The organism is Phaeovulum sp. (assembly GCF_030684035.1).
GTDB lineage: Bacteria > Pseudomonadota > Alphaproteobacteria > Rhodobacterales > Rhodobacteraceae > UBA6213.
This window is the reverse complement of the sequence record NZ_JAUXPI010000023.1, coordinates 1-17583: the sequence shown is the minus strand read 5'-3', so window position 1 is coordinate 17583 and position 17583 is coordinate 1. Positions and strand designations below refer to the sequence as shown.

18 protein-coding genes are annotated in these 17583 nt (G+C 67.1%); 10 read left to right on the top strand and 8 right to left on the bottom strand.

Going from position 1 to position 17583, the window contains the following annotated elements:
- Nucleotides 1-5: 5 nt before the first annotated feature.
- Nucleotides 6-791: an enoyl-CoA hydratase gene (locus Q8J98_RS06115; RefSeq protein WP_305293591.1), complete on the bottom strand. Its 786-nt coding sequence runs from the start codon at nt 789-791 to the stop codon at nt 6-8.
- Nucleotides 792-845: 54 nt separating this feature from the next.
- On the opposite strand from Q8J98_RS06115, the gene Q8J98_RS06110 reads away from it, so the two are divergent.
- The 3 genes from Q8J98_RS06110 (at nt 846) to rpsI (ending at nt 2388) form a co-directional block, all read left to right on the top strand.
- On the top strand, nt 846-1268 hold the full coding sequence (locus Q8J98_RS06110) for a PaaI family thioesterase (protein WP_305183322.1): 423 nt from the start codon (nt 846-848) through the stop codon (nt 1266-1268).
- Nucleotides 1269-1429: 161 nt separating this feature from the next.
- Nucleotides 1430-1894 carry a 50S ribosomal protein L13 gene (gene rplM, locus Q8J98_RS06105; RefSeq protein ID WP_305293590.1) on the top strand — a complete coding sequence of 155 codons (465 nt, stop codon included), beginning with the start codon at nt 1430-1432 and terminating at the stop codon, nt 1892-1894.
- 2 nt (nt 1895-1896) lie between these two features.
- Nucleotides 1897-2388 carry a 30S ribosomal protein S9 gene (gene rpsI / locus Q8J98_RS06100; protein WP_305183320.1) on the top strand — a complete coding sequence of 164 codons (492 nt, stop codon included), beginning with the start codon at nt 1897-1899 and terminating at the stop codon, nt 2386-2388.
- Nucleotides 2389-2519: 131 nt separating this feature from the next.
- On the opposite strand, the gene selD is transcribed toward rpsI, so the two are convergent.
- Nucleotides 2520-3560, bottom strand: coding sequence for a selenide, water dikinase SelD (gene selD, locus Q8J98_RS06095; protein ID WP_305293589.1), 1041 nt, complete (start codon nt 3558-3560; stop codon nt 2520-2522).
- Nucleotides 3561-3769: 209 nt separating this feature from the next.
- Between selD and dusA the strand changes: the two genes are divergently transcribed.
- Entirely contained in the window at nt 3770-4711 is a 942-nt protein-coding gene (gene dusA / locus Q8J98_RS06090; protein WP_370868066.1) for a tRNA dihydrouridine(20/20a) synthase DusA, read from the top strand.
- On the opposite strand, the gene dapA is transcribed toward dusA, so the two are convergent.
- Genes dapA through Q8J98_RS06065 form a run of 5 tightly spaced genes read right to left on the bottom strand, consistent with a single transcriptional unit; the run spans nt 4708 to nt 9699 of the window.
- Nucleotides 4708-5604: a 4-hydroxy-tetrahydrodipicolinate synthase gene (dapA, locus tag Q8J98_RS06085; protein ID WP_305293588.1), complete on the bottom strand. Its 897-nt coding sequence runs from the start codon at nt 5602-5604 to the stop codon at nt 4708-4710. The two genes, dusA and dapA, sit on opposite strands and share 4 nt — an antisense overlap.
- A 22-nt stretch (nt 5605-5626) precedes the next feature.
- Nucleotides 5627-7024: an aldehyde dehydrogenase family protein gene (locus Q8J98_RS06080; RefSeq protein WP_305293587.1), complete on the bottom strand. Its 1398-nt coding sequence runs from the start codon at nt 7022-7024 to the stop codon at nt 5627-5629.
- The gene (locus Q8J98_RS06075) at nt 7021-8295 is read right to left on the bottom strand and encodes an FAD-dependent oxidoreductase (protein WP_305293586.1); all 1275 of its coding nucleotides are present in this window, start codon (nt 8293-8295) and stop codon (nt 7021-7023) included. Before Q8J98_RS06075 ends, Q8J98_RS06080 begins: the two co-directional genes overlap by 4 nt.
- Nucleotides 8288-8542 carry a 2Fe-2S iron-sulfur cluster-binding protein gene (locus Q8J98_RS06070; RefSeq protein ID WP_305293585.1) on the bottom strand — a complete coding sequence of 85 codons (255 nt, stop codon included), beginning with the start codon at nt 8540-8542 and terminating at the stop codon, nt 8288-8290. The genes Q8J98_RS06075 and Q8J98_RS06070 overlap by 8 nt, the downstream gene beginning before the upstream one ends.
- Entirely contained in the window at nt 8539-9699 is a 1161-nt protein-coding gene (locus tag Q8J98_RS06065; RefSeq protein WP_305293584.1) for an FAD-binding oxidoreductase, read from the bottom strand. The genes Q8J98_RS06070 and Q8J98_RS06065 overlap by 4 nt, the downstream gene beginning before the upstream one ends.
- A 292-nt stretch (nt 9700-9991) precedes the next feature.
- On the opposite strand from Q8J98_RS06065, the gene Q8J98_RS06060 reads away from it, so the two are divergent.
- From Q8J98_RS06060 to Q8J98_RS06035, 6 genes are all read left to right on the top strand, one after another.
- Nucleotides 9992-10831 (top strand): transporter substrate-binding domain-containing protein, encoded by an 840-nt coding sequence (locus Q8J98_RS06060; protein WP_305183313.1) that lies wholly within the window; start codon nt 9992-9994, stop codon nt 10829-10831.
- A gap of 62 nt (nt 10832-10893) precedes the next feature.
- Complete coding sequence (locus tag Q8J98_RS06055) at nt 10894-11559, top strand: amino acid ABC transporter permease (protein ID WP_305293583.1); 666 nt, start codon at nt 10894-10896, stop codon at nt 11557-11559.
- A 21-nt stretch (nt 11560-11580) separates the two neighbouring features.
- On the top strand, nt 11581-12342 hold the full coding sequence (locus Q8J98_RS06050; protein ID WP_305183311.1) for an amino acid ABC transporter ATP-binding protein: 762 nt from the start codon (nt 11581-11583) through the stop codon (nt 12340-12342).
- Between the two features lie 9 nt (nt 12343-12351).
- A complete protein-coding gene (locus Q8J98_RS06045; RefSeq protein WP_305183310.1) occupies nt 12352-13461 on the top strand; it encodes a saccharopine dehydrogenase C-terminal domain-containing protein in 1110 nt (369 codons plus the stop codon).
- Nucleotides 13462-13468: 7 nt separating this feature from the next.
- Entirely contained in the window at nt 13469-14413 is a 945-nt protein-coding gene (locus tag Q8J98_RS06040) for a LysR family transcriptional regulator (RefSeq protein ID WP_305183309.1), read from the top strand.
- A gap of 108 nt (nt 14414-14521) precedes the next feature.
- A complete protein-coding gene (locus Q8J98_RS06035) occupies nt 14522-16291 on the top strand; it encodes an aldehyde dehydrogenase family protein (RefSeq protein WP_305293582.1) in 1770 nt (589 codons plus the stop codon).
- 125 nt (nt 16292-16416) lie between these two features.
- Here the strand turns inward: Q8J98_RS06035 and Q8J98_RS06030 are convergent.
- Nucleotides 16417-17583 (bottom strand): calcium-binding protein (locus tag Q8J98_RS06030; RefSeq protein WP_305293581.1); only part of this gene is annotated, 1167 nt, incomplete at its 5' end.

The following is a 17583-nucleotide window of genomic DNA, read 5'->3' as shown; positions in this document are numbered from 1 at the left end:
CTGGTTCAAGCCCAGTCCGGCTTGCGCTTTTCCAGAAACGCCGCCATGCCCTCGTCGGTGTCGCGCCAGAGCATGTTTTCCACCATCACCCCGGCCGCATGTGCATAGGCACCGGCAAGGTCCATCTCGATCTGCTGATAGAACGCGCGTTTGCCGATCTTGACCGCCGCGCCAAGCTTGCCCGCCACAAGCGCCGCAAGCGCCGCGGTCTCGGCGGTCAGCGCCTCCGGTGCCACCACCCGGTTCACCAGCCCCAGTTCGCAGGCGCGGGCGGCGTCGATGAACGCGCCGGTGGTCAGCATCTCGAAGGCGGCCTTGCGCGGCACATTGCGTGATAGCGCGACCATCGGGGTTGAACAGAACAGCCCGATGTTGACGCCGTTCACGCCAAAGCGGGTGCCCTCGGCCGCCACCGCCAGGTCGCAGCTGGCCACCAGCTGGCAGCCTGCGGCGGTGGCGATGCCGTGCACCTCGGCGATCACCGGCTGCGGCAGCGCCGGGATCATCTGCATCACCTCGGCGCAGCGCGCGAAGAGGTCGGCGAAATAGCCGCGGCCCCTGTCGGGCGCGGCGCGGCCTGCCTGCATTTCCTTGAGGTCATGCCCGGCGCAAAAGGCCTTGCCCGCACCGGCGAGCACCACCACGCGCACCGAAGCGTCGGCTGCAAGCGCGGTGAAAGCCTGCTTCAGTGCGGCCAGCATTGCATCGGAAAGCGCGTTGTAGTTGGCAGGCGAGGTCATCACCAGCCGCGCCACGCCGCCCGCATCCTCGCGCATGAACAATTCGGCCATTGTCATTCCCTCCCTTTTGCCGAAACTCTAGGGCCGGGCGATGCAGGAGGGAAGATGCAACACCAGATGGACGAGGCGGCGCTTGCCGCCTTTCTTGCGCGCGAATTCGCGCAGGTCGCCGATGATTTCAGCATCGAAAGGTTGCTGCCCGGTGGTGTGGCGGTGCGGTTGCGGGTGGCAGAACGGCATCTGCGCCCCGGCGGCACGGTTTCCGGCCCCTCGATCTTTGCGCTTGCCGATGTCGCTTTCTACCTTGCCATTCTTTCGCATGTCGGCCCGCTGGCGCTGGCGGTGACCACCAGCGCCAGCCTCGATTTCCTGCGCAAGCCCGAGGCCGGGCGCGACCTGATCGCCGAGGCGCGGCTTTTGAAGCTTGGGCGCAGGCTGGCGGTGGGCGATGTGATGATCTTTTCGGAGCCGGTGGTTGAGCCGGTAGCCCGCGCCAGCCTGACCTATTCGCTGCCGCCAAAGCGCTGAGCGCGGCGATTCCGTGGCTGGGTATGGGGTAATATGATACCTATTTCGCAACCCATTGTTTGCACTTAAAAAACAAGGCGGTTTTTGGCTTGACCTGCGCCGGTATTTGCCGCAAAAGCCCACATCCGAAGCGCATAAAGCCATCGAAGGGCCGAAAGCCGATGAAAACCTACACCGCAAAACCGGCGGACATCGAAAAGAAATGGATCCTGATTGATGCCGAAGGCATCGTTCTGGGCCGTCTCGCCACGATCGTCGCCATGCGCTTGCGCGGCAAGCACAAGCCAAGCTTCACGCCGCACATGGACATGGGCGACAACGTGATCGTCATCAACGCCGACAAGGTGCAGATGACCGGCAACAAGCGTGCCGACAAGAAATACTTCTGGCATACCGGCTTTCCGGGCGGGATCAAGTTCCGTACCGCAGGCCAGGTGCTTGATGGCGCGCATCCCGAGCGGGTGGTGATCAAGGCGATCGAGCGGATGATTTCGCGCAACCGCCTTGGCAGCCAGCAGATGTCGAACCTGCGCGTCTATGCAGGCAGCGCGCATCCCCATGAAGCGCAGCAGCCCGAAGTTCTCGACTTTGCCTCGCTGAACCCGAAGAACACCCGGAGCGCATGAAGATGGTTGAAGACCTCAAATCCCTCGACGATCTGAAAGCCGCCGTGGCGGGCACCCCTGCCGCCGCCGCACCGGTTGCGGCCCCCCGGCTGCCGCAGCGCGATGCGCTGGGCCGCGCCTATGCCACCGGCAAGCGCAAGGACGCGGTCGCCCGCGTCTGGATCAAGCCGGGCAAGGGCAAGGTGGTGGTCAATGGCAAGCCGATGGCGGAATACTTTGCCCGCCCGGTGCTGCAGATGATCCTCAAGCAGCCCTTCACCGTGGCCGGTGTGGAAGGCGAATTCGACGTGATGGCGACGGTTGCGGGTGGCGGGCTTTCGGGCCAGGCTGGCGCGGTCAAGCACGGCATCTCGAAGGCGCTGCAACTCTATACGCCCGAGCTGCGCGGCGCGCTGAAAGCCGCAGGCTTCCTGACCCGCGACAGCCGCGTGGTCGAGCGCAAGAAATACGGCAAGGCCAAGGCGCGCAAGAGCTTCCAGTTCTCCAAGCGCTGATCTGCCAGACCCGTTTTTGCAAGGCGCCGTCGCAAGACGGCGCCTTCGCCGTTTTCAAAGCGCCGCCAGCCCGAAGCGGTACCGGGCGAGGCGCGCGCGCAATGCGCGCTGCAATCAGTGCCGCGCGCCGCTCAGCCCAGCACGGCAACCCGCGCCGGGCCCGCCACCATCTCGCCGATGATCGCGGCGGCGGCGTAACCTTGCGCGTGGAACATTTCCAGCACCGCGCCCGCCGCCTCGGGGGCCACCGAAACCAGCAGCCCGCCCGAAGTCTGCGGGTCATAAAGCAGGTTGCGGTGCCAGTCCGGCAGACCTTCGGGCAGCGACACATGCGCCTCATGCGCGCCACGGTTGCGGGTTCCTGCCCCGGTGTTGTGGCCAGCCTGCGCATATGGCACGGCGGCGGCGAGCAGCGGAATATCGGCCAGCCGCAGCCGCGCGCCAAGGTTTGAACCTTCGCAAACTTCGCGCAGATGGCCGATCAGACCGAAGCCGGTGACATCGGTCATTGCGTGCACCGCCTCGATCGCGCCGAAATCCGCGCCGATCGCGTTGAGCTTGGTGGTGGTGGCGCGCAATTCGGCATAGTCTTGCGCCGAAAGCCCGTGCTGTTTCAGCGCATGGCTGAGCACGCCGACGCCAAGCGCCTTGCCCAGCACCAGCACATCCTGCGCCCGCGCCGTGCAATTCCGCTTGATCCGGTCGGGGTGCACGATGCCGACCACGGCGAGGCCGTAGATCGGCTCGGGTGCGTCGATCGAATGGCCGCCGCCGATCATGATCCCGGCCTTTGCCGCCACATCGACGCCTCCGGCCATGATCGCGCCGATGGTTTCGGGACCGAGCAGCCCCACCGGCATGCCGGCGATTGCCAGCGCAAAAAGCGGCCGCCCGCCGACCGCGTAGATATCGGAAAGCGCGTTGGCGGCGGCGATGGCTCCGAAATCGAAGGGATCATCAACCACCGGCATGAAGAAATCGGTGGTCGCCACGATGGCGGTGGTTTCGTTGATGCGATAGACGATGGCATCATCCTTGGTCTCGATCCCGACCAGCATTGCGGGGTCGCGGAACTGCGCGGGCAGCCCCGACAGGATTTCGTCAAGCAGCGCGGGCGATACCTTGCAGCCGCAGCCGCCGCCGTGCGCAAGGGTGGTAAGGCGGATTGTCATCGGGTCTCTCCGGAACGGGTTTGCCCCGCTATAGCGCGCGCCGGGCACCGCCACCATGCGCCAAAGCGGGCCCTGCGCGGGTTTCGCTCGGGCCTGCGCTGTGCTAGGGCGCGCGGAGCGCCGCTGCGCAAGGAGAGCCCGGGTTGCACGACCATCTGCCATTGCCGATCAGCCCCGCCCGCGCCGCCGCGCGGCTTGCGGTGGCACCGATGATGGACTGGACAGATCGCCACTGCCGCCGTTTCCACCGCGAAATCAGCCGTGGCGCGCTGCTCTATACCGAAATGGTCACCGCGCCCGCTCTGATCCATGGCAATCGGGCGCGGCTGCTGGATTACGACCCTGCCGAACACCCGGTGGCGCTCCAGCTTGGCGGCTCCGACCCGGCCGAGCTGCGCGAAGCCACGCGGATCGCGGCGGGCTGGGGCTATGACGAGATCAACCTCAACTGCGGTTGCCCCTCGGACCGGGTGCAGGCGGGCACCTTTGGCGCGGTGCTGATGAAAACCCCGGCGCTGGTCGCCGATTGCGTGGCGGCAATGGCCGAGGTGGCGGGAGTTGAGGTCACGGTGAAATGCCGGATCGGGGTGGACGAGCAGACCCCGTCCGAGGCGCTGCCCGCATTTCTGGAAACCGTCGCGGCGGCGGGGGTCAGCCGGTTCATCATCCACGCGCGCAAGGCGTGGCTGCAAGGGCTCAGCCCGCGCGAAAACCGCGAGGTGCCGCCGCTTGACTACCCGCTGGTGCTGGCAATGAAGCGGGCCTACCCGCATCTGCACATATCGCTCAATGGCGGCGTGGCGCGGCTTGCCGAGGCGGAGGCGCTGCTGGCGCAGGGGCTCGACGGGGTGATGGTGGGTCGCGCCGCCTACCATGAGCCCTGGAACATTCTTGGCACCACCGATGCGCGGCTTTTCGGCCTGCCCGGCCCGCGCGATGCCTTTGCGGTGGCCGAGGCGATGCGCCCCTATATCGCCGCGCATCTGGCACGCGGCGGTCGCCTGCACCAGGTCAGCCGCCACATGCTTGGGCTTTTCCATGGCCGCCCGGGCGCGCGCGGCTGGCGCAGGGCGCTTTCCGAAGGGGCCAGCGCCGAGGGCGCGGGGCTCGCGCTCTACGATGCGGCTCTTGCCGAGGTGGCGCGCGCCTAGGCCGCGGCGAAGCGCGCCAGTTCGGTTGCAAGTGCTGCGGCCGAGGCGGGCGCAAGCCCGACCAGCGGCAACCGCAGCCCGGCCCCCATCAGCCCCGCGTGCGCCAGCGCGTGCTTGACCGGGGCGGGGCTCGATTCGATGAACATCGCGGCGGCAAGCGGGGCGAGGCGTTCATGCAGCATGAGCGCCTCGGCAAAACGCCCGCCGAACCATGCCTGCCAGAGCGCCACGCATTCCGCCGGGGCGTAGTTCGACAGCACCGAGGTAAGGCCGCGCGCGCCAAGCGCGAAGAACGGCAGCGCCAGCCCGTCATCGCCGCAATGCACCACGAAATCCGCCCCGCAGGCAGCACGAAGCGCGGTGACGCGGGCCGCATCGCCCCCCGCCTCCTTGATCGCCACGATATTCGGCGCGCGCGCTGCAAGCTCTGCCGCCGTTTGCGGCGCAATCGCCACACCGGCACGGCCCGGCACCGAATAGAGCATCACCTCCGCCGCCCCCGCCGCCTCGGCAACTGCCGCGAAATGGGCCACCAGCCCGGCCTGCGTGGGCTTGTTGTAATAGGGCGTGACCACCAGCACGCCATCAACCCCCGCCTCGACGGCGCGGCGGGTTGCGGCAACCGTCTTGGCGGTCGAGTTGCTGCCGGTGCCTGCCAGCACATAGGCCGCCCCTTCGGCCCGAGCTTTGGTGCGCGAAATCAGCGCCAGCGCCTCGTCTTCGTCAAGCGTCGCCGCCTCGCCGGTGGTGCCGACTGGCACCAGCCCGGCAATGCCCGCCGCAAGCTGGCGGTCAAGGTGGCGGTCAAATGCGGCCCAGTCAATTGCGCCGGTCGCGGTGAAGGGGGTGACAAGCGCGGTAAAGACGCCGTCGAAACGGGTGAGGCTGGTCATGGCGGGCTCCTATTGAAGGCGATCAGTCGATCACGACACGGGTTTCGGACATTTCGCGCAGCGCAATCCGCACGCCTTCGCGACCAAGGCCGGAGCGCTTGATGCCGCCAAAGGGCACATGTTCGGCGCGAAAATCGGGGCCTTCGTTGACCATGACCCCGCCGACCTGTAGCCCGCGCGAAAGCTGCCGGATCGCGGCGTGGTCATTGGTGAAGATGCCGGCTTGCAGGCCGAATTCGGAGGCGTTGACCTCGCCCATGGCGGCATCGAGGCTGCTGAACGCGCGCATTGCCAGCACCGGGCCAAAGGTTTCGCTGGCCAGCAGGCGGGTCGTCAATGGCACATCGGCAATGACCGTGGGGGCGAAAAGCGTGCCCTGCGCCGTGCCACCCGCCAATAGCCGTGCCCCTGCCGCCTCGGCCTCGCGCAACCGCGCCGCAAGGTCGGCGGCGGCGGCGGCATCGATCACCGGGCCCATCTGGGTGGCATCCTCGGCCGGGTCGCCGTAGCGGTGATCTGCCACCAGCGCCAGCAACCGCTCGGTAAATTCATCCTGCACCGCCTCGTGGACATAAAGCTTTTTCACCGCAGCGCAACTTTGCCCCGCAATTTCAAAGCGGTGCCCGACCGCGGTGGCGGCGGCCGCATCCAGATCGGCATCGGACAGCACAAACAGCGGGTCATTGCCGCCAAGTTCCATCAGACAGCGCACGAGGCCCGAGGCGCGTTTGAGCGCCAGCCCGGCCTGCGGCCCGCCGGTAAAGCTCAAAAGGTCGATCGGCGCGCGGGCAAGCGCCAGCGCGGGTTCGGCCCCGCCGTGCAGGATCTGCACCAGATCGGCGGGAAAGCCCGCCTCGCGGGTCAGCCGCACCAGATGGTCGGCGGCAAGCGGGGCCTTGGGCGAAGGTTTCACCACCACCGCATTGCCCGCCGCGATGGCGGGGCCGAGCTTGTGGCAGAGCAGGTTGACCGGGTAGTTGAACGGAGTGATCGCCGCGACCACCCCGGTCGGCACATAGGTGACCACCGCCTGCCGGTCCTTGCCGCCCGAAACGATACCGCAATGCAGCACCTCGCCATCGAGAAAGGTCGCGGCATCGCCCGAAAGCCGCAGCGTGTTTTGCGCCCGCCGCGCCTCGCCGCGCGCCTCAGTGATGGTCTTGCCGACCTCGGCGCTGATCGTCTGCGCCAGCATTTCCGCATCACGCTCCACCAGTTCCGCAAGCCGGTTCAGCAGCGCGCGCCGCTCATAGGGGGTGGAACCGCGAAAGGCGGCGGCGGCGGCACCGGCGCGCGCGACGGTCGCCAGAACCTCGGCCTCGCTCGCCTCGGCAAGTTCGGACAGCACGGCACCATTGAACGGATTGGCTACGACAAAGCGGGCGGCGCGCGGCGCGCGGGCGGGTGCGGCAAGGGTCATTCGAATTCTCCTGAGGTCAGATCGGGGGCGGCAAGCAGTTCGGCCACCGAAATCGGGCGGGCGGGCCAGCGCGGAATTCCAAGCGGTTGCGGCGCATCGGGGCGGGCAAGCCTTGCCACCCAGTCGGCGCAAAAGCGCCCCTGGCAGGCACCCATGCCAAAGCGGCCATCGAGCCGCAACTGCCGGGTGGTCGGCGAGGGCCCGAGCGCATCGAGATCGGCGCGTGTGCGGTTCTCGCAGCGGCAGATCACCGTGTCTGCGGGCAGGGCGGCAAGTGCTGCGGCGGAATCATGCGCGTAAATGCGGGCAAGCCGCGCCTGAGCGAGGGCCTCGCGCGCCAGCGCGCTGCTTGCAGCGGGGGCAGGCAGACCGGCGAGGCGCGCGGCAAGTGCTGCCCCCCCGGCGCGACCATCGGCCAGTGCCGCAGCAGCGCCTAGCGCCTCGCGGCAGTCGCCAAGGCGCAGCACCGGCAGCGCCGTGCTGTCGGTCAGGCCGGTATCGTTGGGGCGGATGCCATCGTGCAGGCAAATCCGGTCGGCAGCAAGGCCGAGGCTGCCTTTGCGGGTGGCAATTTCGGCCAAAAGTGCGCCCTCGTGTTCGCTGATCCGGGTCAGGGCCGCGCCGGTGAACACAGGCACCCGTGCCCGCACCAGTCGCGCCAGATGCCGCGCCGCCTCGACCATGTAGGGCGGCGGCAATGCCAGCGATTGCAGCGGGTGCGAAAACGGCCGCGCCGCCTCGATGATCGCCACCGGCGGCTGCCCGAGCCGCACCAGCTCTGCCCCGAGCGCCAGCAAAAGCGGACCGGAGCCCGCCAGCAGCACCCGGCCCGCAGGGGGTTCGGACGTGGTCTTGATCTCGACTTGCAGCGCGCCAGCGGTGGTGACCCACGGCAGGGTCCAGCCAGGGCGCGGCTGCACCTTTTCGCGGGCCCCAACCGCCAGAACCAGTGCCTGCGGCTGCAAAAGCGCGGCTGCATCACCGGTGAGCAGCACGGTGCCGGTATGGTCAACGCCGCCAAAACGGGTATTGCAGGCAATTTCGATCCGCGCGCCCTGCGCATCGACATCGGCCATCAGCGCGCGCCAACGCCGCGCCTGCGCCGGGCTGGCAAGCGAGCGCGCGCCCGGCAGCGGCTGGCGGTGCACTGCGCCGCCCGGCTGCCGCGCCTGATCGACGACAAGCACCTGATGCCCGGCACACGCCAGTTCCGCCGCTGCGGCAAGCCCGGCAAGCCCGGCCCCGACCACCAGAATGCGCGGATCACCCATGCTGCGGCCCCCCCGCATCAGAGACCATCAGGCCATCGCGGCAGGGTAGCAGGCAGGCCTCGGTCAGCCGCGCGCCGACCTGCACCAGACAGCCCTGGCATTGGCCGATGCCGCAGAAAATGCCGCGCGCCTGCCCGCCCGGTGCAACCCCGAAGCGGAGTACCCCGGCGCGGGTCAGCGCTGTGGCGACGGTTTCGCCGGGGCGATAGGGCAGGGCGGTGCCGTTCCAGAAAATCTGCCCGCTCATGCCACGCACTCCTGCCGGGCCGGGTCGAAACGCGCGGGTGCCAGGGCCGCGATATCGGCTGCCCATTCTGCGCCGGGGCTGGCACCGCGCACCATGCCCGCCACCTCGCGCCCAATCAGCGCCGACAAGCAGATGCCATCGCCCTCAAAGCCGGTTGCCACGATCACCCGCGGGCTGCCGGGCATTGGCCCGACGATCGGCAGGCCATCGGACACCGCCGCGCGGATCCCGGCGAAGGCGCGAATCACCCGGCGCTCCGTCAGTGCCGGATAGGCGGCGGCGGCGCGGGCGAGCAGATGCCGCAAGGTGGCAAAATCGACGCGGGTGGGGTCGGCGTGTTCCTCGCGCGAAGAGCCGATCAGGAATTGCCCGGTGCCGAGCGGGTCGATCACCACTGGTGGCAGCGCCTCGCGGCCCGGCCCCTCGGTCTTGGCCAGCAGATAGGCGGCGGCGGTCAGAGAACCGGGAAGCGCACCCACCGGCCCGGCATCAGTCACGATCAGTTGCCCGGCGCGCGGCAACACGGGAAGCCATGGAAAGAGCGCGGGCGTCGAGGTGCCGAGCGCCGCGACCAGCACGCCCACCCGCAGAGGCTTCCCGCCAAGATCGACCTCCACACCGGAATCGTCGGCCGCAAAGGCGTTGATCCGGGCGGGCCAGAGCGGCGTGATGCGCGGATGCGCAAGATAGGCGCGCACCGCCTTGTGCCCCGGCATATGGCCTTCGCCCGCCAGCACCACCAGCCGCTCGATCCCGGCCCCGGCACCGGGCAGAAGCTTCGGGCCGCCATCGGCGCAAACGCGCACCGGGCCTGCAAGGGCGGCGAGCTTGGCAATCAGCGCGTCGATGGCGGCCATCTCGTCTTCGCCCGCGCCGAAAACATAAGAGGGGCGGGCCGCATAGGCCGGGCCAAGCAACCCCCGCGCCGCAAGCTCGCGGGTGTAAAGCAGCGAGCCGGTAGCCAGCCGCGCCATCACCCCGGGCTTTTTCGACGCGACCGAAACCGCGCCATCGGAAGCCCCCGAAGCGGCGGCGGCGGGCCCGGTGGCATCGGCCACTGCCACCTTCAGCCCGGCCTCGGCCAGGTGCCAGGCGACCGAGGCACCTACAATGCCCGCCCCGGCAATCAGCACGTCATGATCCTGCGCCTTGGCCAAGGGTGGACTCCGTCACCGGGTTGCGTTTTCCTAACGCTAGCGGTGCCGTCGCCGCCGCGCGATGCAAAAAAGACCCTCGGAGTTACAACAATCTTTGAAACATCTGTTGTCGTACTGCAGCAATCTGCAAGCAAAGCCCGCAAGATATAACTGCATTTGTATATTGCCCCCTCAATCTTGTATTGATCCGAAACCCGAAAGCGGGTGCTTTGGTGGCAACCGGCCCGAGACCAGAAGGTCGGCGCATGAGCCATATCCGCGGCGGCAGCCGCATCAACACGGGGAGTATCCGATGTCTTTCTTCAAACGGGTGATGACCGGGGTCGCGGCGGCCGCGTTGGCGCTGACCGCCACGTTCACCGCAGCCCAGGCGCAAACGAACAAGGTCGATGAAATCCGCGCGCGCGGGGTGCTGCGCATCGCCGGCATTCTCAACGAAGACCCCTATTTCAACAAGGACCCGCGCACCGGCGAATGGCGCGGTTTCGTGGTGGAAATGGGCAAGGACATGGCGGCGGTTCTGGGTGTGAACCTTGAAGTCGTCGAATCGAGCTGGGCCAACTCGATCCTCGACGTGCAGTCGGGCAAGGTTGACCTCGCCTTCGCACTTACCGCGCTGCCGACCCGCGCGCTTTCGGTCAGCTTCTCGTCGCCGACCTACTACAACAGCTTCACCATCATCTCGCCGAAGCCCGAACTTGGCGGCCTGAGCTGGGCCGAACTCAATGATCCGAAATACACCATCGCGGTGGACCTCGGCTCGGCGCAGGACCAGATCACCAAGGCTTACCTGCCGAAAGCCAACATCCTGCGCTTCAAGACCCGCGACGAAGCGATCCTGGCGGTGCAGACCGGCAAGGCCGATGCGATCATCAACACCGTGTTCAACTCGATGGTGATGACCAAGAAAAACGCTGGCATCGGCGCGGTCTATGTGCCGACCCCGATCCTGTCTTCGCCCTCGGTGATCGGCATCAACTACGATACCGACGAGGTCTGGAAAAGCTTCGTTTCGGCCTGGGCCGATTTCAACCGCCGCGTCGGCAACAACCAGACCTGGATCCTGATGGGGCTTGAACCCTTCGGCATCACGCTGGAAGATCTGCCCGCAGGCTTCGACATCAACGGCTGAGCCACCGTTGCGGGCCCCTCGGGGCCCGCATCTTCCTACCGCCGCCGCAGGAGTTCGACCCGATGACCTATCACTGGGATTTCTACACGGTCATGCAGTCTTTCGACCTTCTGCTCTGGGGGGTCTGGATCACCTTTCTTTATACCGTCGGATCGATTTTGATCGGCATCGTGGTGGGGGCCGCCTCGTGCTACGCGCGGCTGTCGCGGTTCTGGTGGCTTCGGCTTTTTTCGCGCAGCTACCAGGAACTGTTCCGCTGCACGCCGCTTCTGGTGCAGATCCTCTGGGCCTATTACGCGCTGCCGATGCTGCTCGGGATCTCGATTTCCAACACCACGGCAGGGCTCTTGACGCTGTCGCTCTATGTCGGCTCGTTCTACGCCGAGATTTTCCGCGGCGGCATTCTGGCGGTGGACAAGGGCCAGCGCGAGGCATCGGCGGCCATCGGCATGTCGGGGGTGCAATCGATGCGCTACATCATCATGCCGCAGGCGATCAAGAACATGCTGCCCGCCTTCATCAACCAGTCGGTGATCCAGCTGAAGAACACCTCGCTGCTTTACGCGATCTCGCTGGCGGAACTGACCTACATGACCTCGGTTGTCACTTCCGAGACCTACCGACCTCTGGAAGCCTACAGCATGGCCGCGATACTCTACTTTGCGATGCTGTTCCCGCTGACCCAGGTGGCGGACCATTTCGAGCGCCGGATGCGGCGCAGTGACTGAGGCAGACAGGGAATGCGCGACATGAGCACAACTTCGGCAGTGATATCGGTGCGCGGCCTCGGCAAGAGCTTCGGCAAGCTTGAGGTGCTGAAGGGTATCGACCTCGACCTCCTGCCCGGCGAGGTGCTGGGGGTGATCGGGCCTTCGGGGTCCGGCAAATCGACGCTGATCCGTTGCCTGAACATGATGGAGGTGCCAAGTTCCGGCACCGTGATGTTCCAGGGCCGGGCAGTTACGCCGAAGTTCCGGGGTCGCGGCGGTGCCATCGGCACCGGCGAATTGCGCCGCAAGGTCGGCATGGTGTTTCAGCATTTCAACCTGTTTCCGCACCTGACCGTGCTTGGCAATATCACCGCCGGGCCGACCAAGGTGCTGGGCGAGCCGCGCGCCGCGGCCGAGGCGCATGCGATGGACCTGCTCGGCCAGGTCGGGCTTGCCGACAAGGCGCGCGCCTATCCGGCGCATCTTTCGGGCGGACAGAAACAGCGCGTGGCGATTGCGCGGTCGCTGGCGATGCGCCCCGAGGTATTGCTTCTGGATGAGGTGACCTCGGCGCTTGATCCCGAACTCGTGGGCGAGGTTCTGGCGGTGATCCGCCGCCTTGCCGATACCGGCATGACAATGGTATTGGTCACCCACGAGATGGGCTTTGCCGCAGATGTGGCAAGCCGCGTGCTGTTCATGGAAGGTGGCCGCATTGCCGAAGAGGGGAGTGCCGAGCAAATTCTGCGCAACCCCGCTTCCGAGCGGTTGCGCGCGTTCCTCTCGCGGTTCCACAGCTAGGGCGCGGGCATGAGCGCCGCAACCCCGGTTCTGGTGCTCGGCGCGGGGAGGATGGGGCGGCGCATCGCCCGCATGCTGGGTGCCGATGCGCGGTTTTCCGCCACGATCAGTTCGCGCGATGCCGATGCGCTGGCGCTTGCCGCCGCATCGGGCCTGCACACCGCCGCCTTCGCCGGGGCGGGGCTGCGCGATGACCTTTACACCCTGCTTGCAGGTGCGCGTGCGGTGATCCTGACCGATGCCGCGATGGCCCCCGCCGAGGTGGCACGGCTGGCACTTGAACGCGGCTGCAATTATCTCGACATTTTCGAAGATACCGGGGCGGCGGCGCAGGTGGCGGCGCTGGCGGGCGGTGCGGGCGATCTCTGCCTTGCCCCCGGCTGCGGCTTGGCACCGGGCTATGTGACCGCCCTTGCCGCCGAATTGCTGGCGCAGGCCGGGCCACAATCTGAAACCACGGTATTCGTCGGCGTGCTGCCCGCAAAGCGCGAAAACCGGCTGGGATATGCCAATATCTGGGGCGTCGACGGGCTTCTGGATGAATACACCAACCCCTGCCTTGCGCTTCAGGGCGGCGCGCTGACCGAGCTTGCGCCGCTTACCCAGACCGAAACGCTGCGCCTCGGCGGCACCGAGTTCGAGGCCTTTACCACGGCGGGAAGCCTTGATGCGCTGGCGCGGCGGCATGCGGGAAAGGTGGGCGGGCTGGTATTCAAGACCCTGCGCTACCCCGGCCATCTCGATTACATGCAGTTCCTGCTGCAAGATCTTGGGCTTGCGGCGCGGCTTTACCAGTTGCGCGCGCTCTTGACGACCGCGTTGCCGGAAACCGCCGACGACCGGGTGCTGATCGCCATTCGCCAGCGCGCCACACCGGATGCGCCCGAGGTCTGGACCCGGCAGGAACTGCGCGCCGCCGCGGATGAGGCAGGCGCGCCAGCAAGTGCTGCTGCCACCGCCACCGCCGCCCATGCCTGCGCCATGATCGACCTGATCTGCTCGGGTTCCCTGCCGCGAGCCGGGCTGATCTCGCCGGGGGATATCGGCCCGGCTCTCTTGCGCCAGAGCCGCTTTTTCGCGGCGCTCGATCCTGCCCGCGCCACCGCAGTTCCGATCTAGGCCCGCAATGGATAGCGCGGGTTCAGGCGGAAAAAACGGCGGGCGCGGGCAGGAGCGCGCTGCCAAGGTCGATATATCGCTGTTGCAGACCTTTCACCTTGTCGCCCGCACCGGTTCCTTTTCCGCAGCCTCGCGCGAATTGAACATCTCCTACCAGTCTGCCGCGAACCATGTGCGCAGGCTCGAACAGATGTACGGGGCGCGGCTGATCGAGGCGGAAAAGGGCTCGCGCCGGGTGACCCTCACGCCGCAAGGCCGCGCGTTGCATGCCTCGCTCGGCGACGAGCTGGAAACCATCCTGTCGCGCATTTCGGTGCTGCTGCACGATGTCCATTCGGTGTTGCGCGTCGGTGTGCCGCAGGCGCTTTTTCACCATTTCTTTCCGGCGATCCTGCAAGAGTTTCGCCGCGAGGCCCCCGAGATCGAGCTGGCCTTTTTTGAACGCGATACCACGCTTGAAAAATTGATGATGGACGGCGCGCTTGATGCGGCGGTCAGCGAGCGCAGCTTCAGCCATCCGGCGATCACCCAGCAACTGCTTGGTTCCTACCGGCTGGCGCTGGTCTGGCCCGCCGAATGGGGCCTGCCCGCCACCGGTGCCGGGCCGCTTGCGGATGAACTGGCGCAGTTTCGTGACCGCCCCTTTGTCACCTATGAAGCGGGGCAGATGGTGCGCCAGCGCGCGCTCGACTACCTCGGCCAGCGTATGGGGGCCGCGCCGCGCATTGCCACCTCGGCCTCGGGCTCAACCTCGGTGATGCGACTGATCGAGGCGGGGCTGGGCTATGGTGTGGTGCCGGAATGGAGCGTGGGAGCCGCGAACCCGGAGGTGAGCATGCGCCTTTTGCACGAGATGGACCCGATGAAGCTCTGGTTCGCGCATACCGCCTTTCTTGGCGGCAACCGCTTCATCGGCTTGTTGCAGCGCTGCTGCCACAGCGCACTGGCCTGAACCTTCGGCACCTGCTGACCTTACGTCGCGCCCCGCGCGCGTCGGCGTTTTCGCATGGACGCTGCTGCCGCGCCGCGCCACATTCCGGCTGCGAGAGGAGGCAAGCCGATGCGAAAAGTCGAGGCGAGCTGGCGGCAGGCGGTGGCTGAGGGCGCAACCGGCACTGCCACGCGGGCGGGCTATGACCTGGCGCTGGCAGAACTGGCCAGCCAGGGCCGGGCCTGGGCGCAAAGCGGTGCTGGCGAACGCATCGCGGTTCTGGGAGAGTTGCGCGATGCGTTGATGCCGGTCGCCGCCGAATGGGTCAATATCGCGTCGCGGCTCAAGGGCATTGCGCCCGGATCGCAGCTGGAAGGCGAGGAATGGCTTTCCGGGCCCTATGCGTTTATGTCGGCCTGCGATGCCTATGCCGAGACCCTGCGCCAGTTGCCGGGCAAGCGGTTCCTCAACGGCTTGCGCCAGCGCCGCTTGCCGAGCGGGCAACTGGCGCTGCGGGTCCTGCCGCGCAGCCTCTGGGACCGCATCCTATATTCCGGGATCAGCGCCGAGGTCTGGATGCAGCCCGGCGTGACCGCCGAGAACCTTGCCGCGCATGTGGCCCCGACCTGGGACGGGCCTGCTGCGGCGCGGCAAGGTGGCGTGGCATTGGTGCTTGGCGCGGGCAACATCACCTCGATCGCGCCGCTGGATTGCCTGCACAAGCTCATGGTCGAGCATGAGGTAGTGGCGCTGAAGCTCAACCCGGTGCTTGCAGCACTTGGCCCGGTGCTGGCGGCGGCGCTGGCACCGTTGATCCGTCGCGGGGTGTTGCGCATCTTGCAGGGCGACGGGGCCGACGGGGCCTATCTGGCCACGCATCCGCTGGTTGATACGATCCATATCACCGGCGCGGGGGCAACGCATGACGCCATCGTCTGGGGGCAGGGTGCCGAAGCTGCCGCCAACAAGGCGGCGGGGCGGCGGGTGAACCCGCGCCCGGTCACCAGCGAGCTTGGTGCGGTTTGCCCGACCATCGTGGTGCCGGGGCCGTGGTCACGCGCCGACATCGCCTTTCAGGCCGAACATATCGCCACCCAGAAGTTGCACAATTCCGGCTTCAACTGCGTCGCTTGCCAGGTTCTGGTGTTGCCCGAGGGCTGGGGCGCAGCGGAACCGTTGCTGGCGGGCGTTGGCGCGGTAATGGCAACGGCGGGGCAGCGCCCGGCATGGTATCCGGGTGCCGAGGCGCGGATGGAAAGCATCGCTCGGGCGGCGGGTGCTGCCAGCTCCCGGCTTCAGCGCGGCGTGGCACCGGCACTGGTGCTGGTCGATCTCGACAAAGCGGATGCCGCGGCGGGTGTGCAGGGTGGCGAAGCGTTTGCGCCGATGCTTGCGCTCAAACGGCTTGCCGCGCCCGACGCTGAAACCTTTCTGCGCGCCGCCATCGCCTGGGCGAATGCGGGCCTGCATGGCACGCTTGGTGCCAACATCCTGATCCACCCGGCGGTTCTGCACCAGATCGGGCAGGCGCGCCTTGACGCTCTGCTGGCCGATCTGCGCTATGGCACCATTGCGATCAACGGCTGGACAGGCATCGGGTTTTCGCTGGCGCAGACGCCCTGGGGCGCGTTTCCGGGGCATAGCGCCGAGGATGTGCAGTCGGGTATCGGCACCGTGCACAACAGCTATATGCTCGCGCATACCGAGCGCACGGTGATCCGGGCCCCCTGGGCACCGTTTCCACGCAGCCTGCGCTATGGCATCACGCTGCTGCCGCGGCCGCCCTGGTTTGTCACCCACCGCCGGGCGCGGCAACTGGGGCGGCTTCTGACCGAATTCCTCTATCGCCCGGCGTGGCGCAAACTGCCGCGCATTCTCATCAACGCCCTGCGCGGCTAGCGACTGCCGGGGTGCCGCACGGCCTGCCAAACCCGAACCGGCCAAATCGGCGAGGTGCCGCAGCCACTGACGCGCATCGAAGCCAGCGGCAGGAGCGCACCTGGCGCTTTTTCTGGTGGCCGGGTTCACCAGATGAAGAAGTCATAGGCGCTGAGCGCCAGCCCCGGGGTCAGAATCGCAAAAAGCTGGCCAGGAGCTGCGCCGTTGCCATCGGGATCGTAGTAAAGGTTGCCGGTGTCGGTTTCATAGATGATCCGGTCCGTCGCTTTCCCTGCCAGGCCTGTTGTGTTGGCGGCGAAGGCGGTGGTGGGCAGCGCACCTTTCGCGAGGGCGGGAAAGACGGTCTGGTAGAGCCGGAGCCAGTCTTCCGTAACGTCGAAATCGGTGATCCGGTCGATGTTGTCATTGCCGAGCGGGGTGATGAAAACGAACACATCCGCCCCGGCCCCGCCGGTCAGCACGTCGTTGCCGAGGCCGCCGTTCAACGTGTCATTGCCCGCGCCGCCGTCGAGCGTATCATTGCCGCCGCCGGAGGCGAGTTGGTTGGGCCCCGCATCGCCGGTAAGCCGGTCGTTGCCCTGGCCCGAGAAGGCATTCTCGATCGACACCAGCGTGTCGAAGCCAAGGCCGGTATCCTGGGCTCCGGTGATCCGCAGATCGACCGTCACCGCCGTCGGGCCGGTAAAAGCCACCGCGTCCATCCCCGGCCCGCCATCGATGTAGTCGTCTCCCAGGCCGGCATCGAGCGTGTCATTGCCCTCGCCACCGTAGAGCGTGTCATTGCCCCAGCCGGAAATGAGAATGTTCGCTGCCGCGTTGCCGGTGAGCCGGTCGTTGCCGCCGTAGGTGACGACATTCTCGATTGACACCAGCGTGTCGAGCCCAAGGCCGGTATTCTGGGCACCGGTGATCCGCAAATCGACCGTCACCCCCGAGGTGCTCACGAAAACCGCCGTATCCACCCCGTCGCCGCCATCGATCAGGTCGTTGCCCGCACCGGCGTTCAGCCGGTCGTTGCCAGAACCGCCGCGCAGGGTGTCGTTGCCATCGCCGCCATTAAGCGTGTCATTGCCCGCGCCGCCGTCGAGCGAATCGTTGCCCGCGTTGCCGATCAGGACATTGGCTCCGGCATTGCCGATGAGCCGGTCATTGCCGCTGCCCGCGGTGACATTCTCGATCGACACCAGAGTGTCGAGGCCAAGGCCGGTGTCCTGCGCTGTGGCAATCCGCAGATCGACCGTCACCGGAGCGGTGCTTGCGAAAACCGCCGTATCCACCCCGTCGCCGCCATC

Coding starts and splice junctions, on each gene's coding strand:
- Q8J98_RS06080 (WP_305293587.1), bottom strand. CDS start 7,024: ATGACCCTTGCCGCACCCGCCCGCGCGCCGCGCGCCGCCCGCTTTGTC.
- Q8J98_RS06060 (WP_305183313.1), top strand. CDS start 9,992: ATGTCTTTCTTCAAACGGGTGATGACCGGGGTCGCGGCGGCCGCGTTG.
- rplM (WP_305293590.1), top strand. CDS start 1,430: ATGAAAACCTACACCGCAAAACCGGCGGACATCGAAAAGAAATGGATC.
- Q8J98_RS06050 (WP_305183311.1), top strand. CDS start 11,581: ATGAGCACAACTTCGGCAGTGATATCGGTGCGCGGCCTCGGCAAGAGC.
- Q8J98_RS06070 (WP_305293585.1), bottom strand. CDS start 8,542: ATGAGCGGGCAGATTTTCTGGAACGGCACCGCCCTGCCCTATCGCCCC.
- selD (WP_305293589.1), bottom strand. CDS start 3,560: ATGACAATCCGCCTTACCACCCTTGCGCACGGCGGCGGCTGCGGCTGC.
- Q8J98_RS06115 (WP_305293591.1), bottom strand. CDS start 791: ATGGCCGAATTGTTCATGCGCGAGGATGCGGGCGGCGTGGCGCGGCTG.
- rpsI (WP_305183320.1), top strand. CDS start 1,897: ATGGTTGAAGACCTCAAATCCCTCGACGATCTGAAAGCCGCCGTGGCG.
- Q8J98_RS06040 (WP_305183309.1), top strand. CDS start 13,469: ATGGATAGCGCGGGTTCAGGCGGAAAAAACGGCGGGCGCGGGCAGGAG.
- Q8J98_RS06055 (WP_305293583.1), top strand. CDS start 10,894: ATGACCTATCACTGGGATTTCTACACGGTCATGCAGTCTTTCGACCTT.
- Q8J98_RS06075 (WP_305293586.1), bottom strand. CDS start 8,295: ATGGGTGATCCGCGCATTCTGGTGGTCGGGGCCGGGCTTGCCGGGCTT.
- dusA (WP_370868066.1), top strand. CDS start 3,770: ATGATGGACTGGACAGATCGCCACTGCCGCCGTTTCCACCGCGAAATC.
- Q8J98_RS06035 (WP_305293582.1), top strand. CDS start 14,522: ATGCGAAAAGTCGAGGCGAGCTGGCGGCAGGCGGTGGCTGAGGGCGCA.
- dapA (WP_305293588.1), bottom strand. CDS start 5,604: ATGACCAGCCTCACCCGTTTCGACGGCGTCTTTACCGCGCTTGTCACC.
- Q8J98_RS06045 (WP_305183310.1), top strand. CDS start 12,352: ATGAGCGCCGCAACCCCGGTTCTGGTGCTCGGCGCGGGGAGGATGGGG.
- Q8J98_RS06110 (WP_305183322.1), top strand. CDS start 846: ATGCAACACCAGATGGACGAGGCGGCGCTTGCCGCCTTTCTTGCGCGC.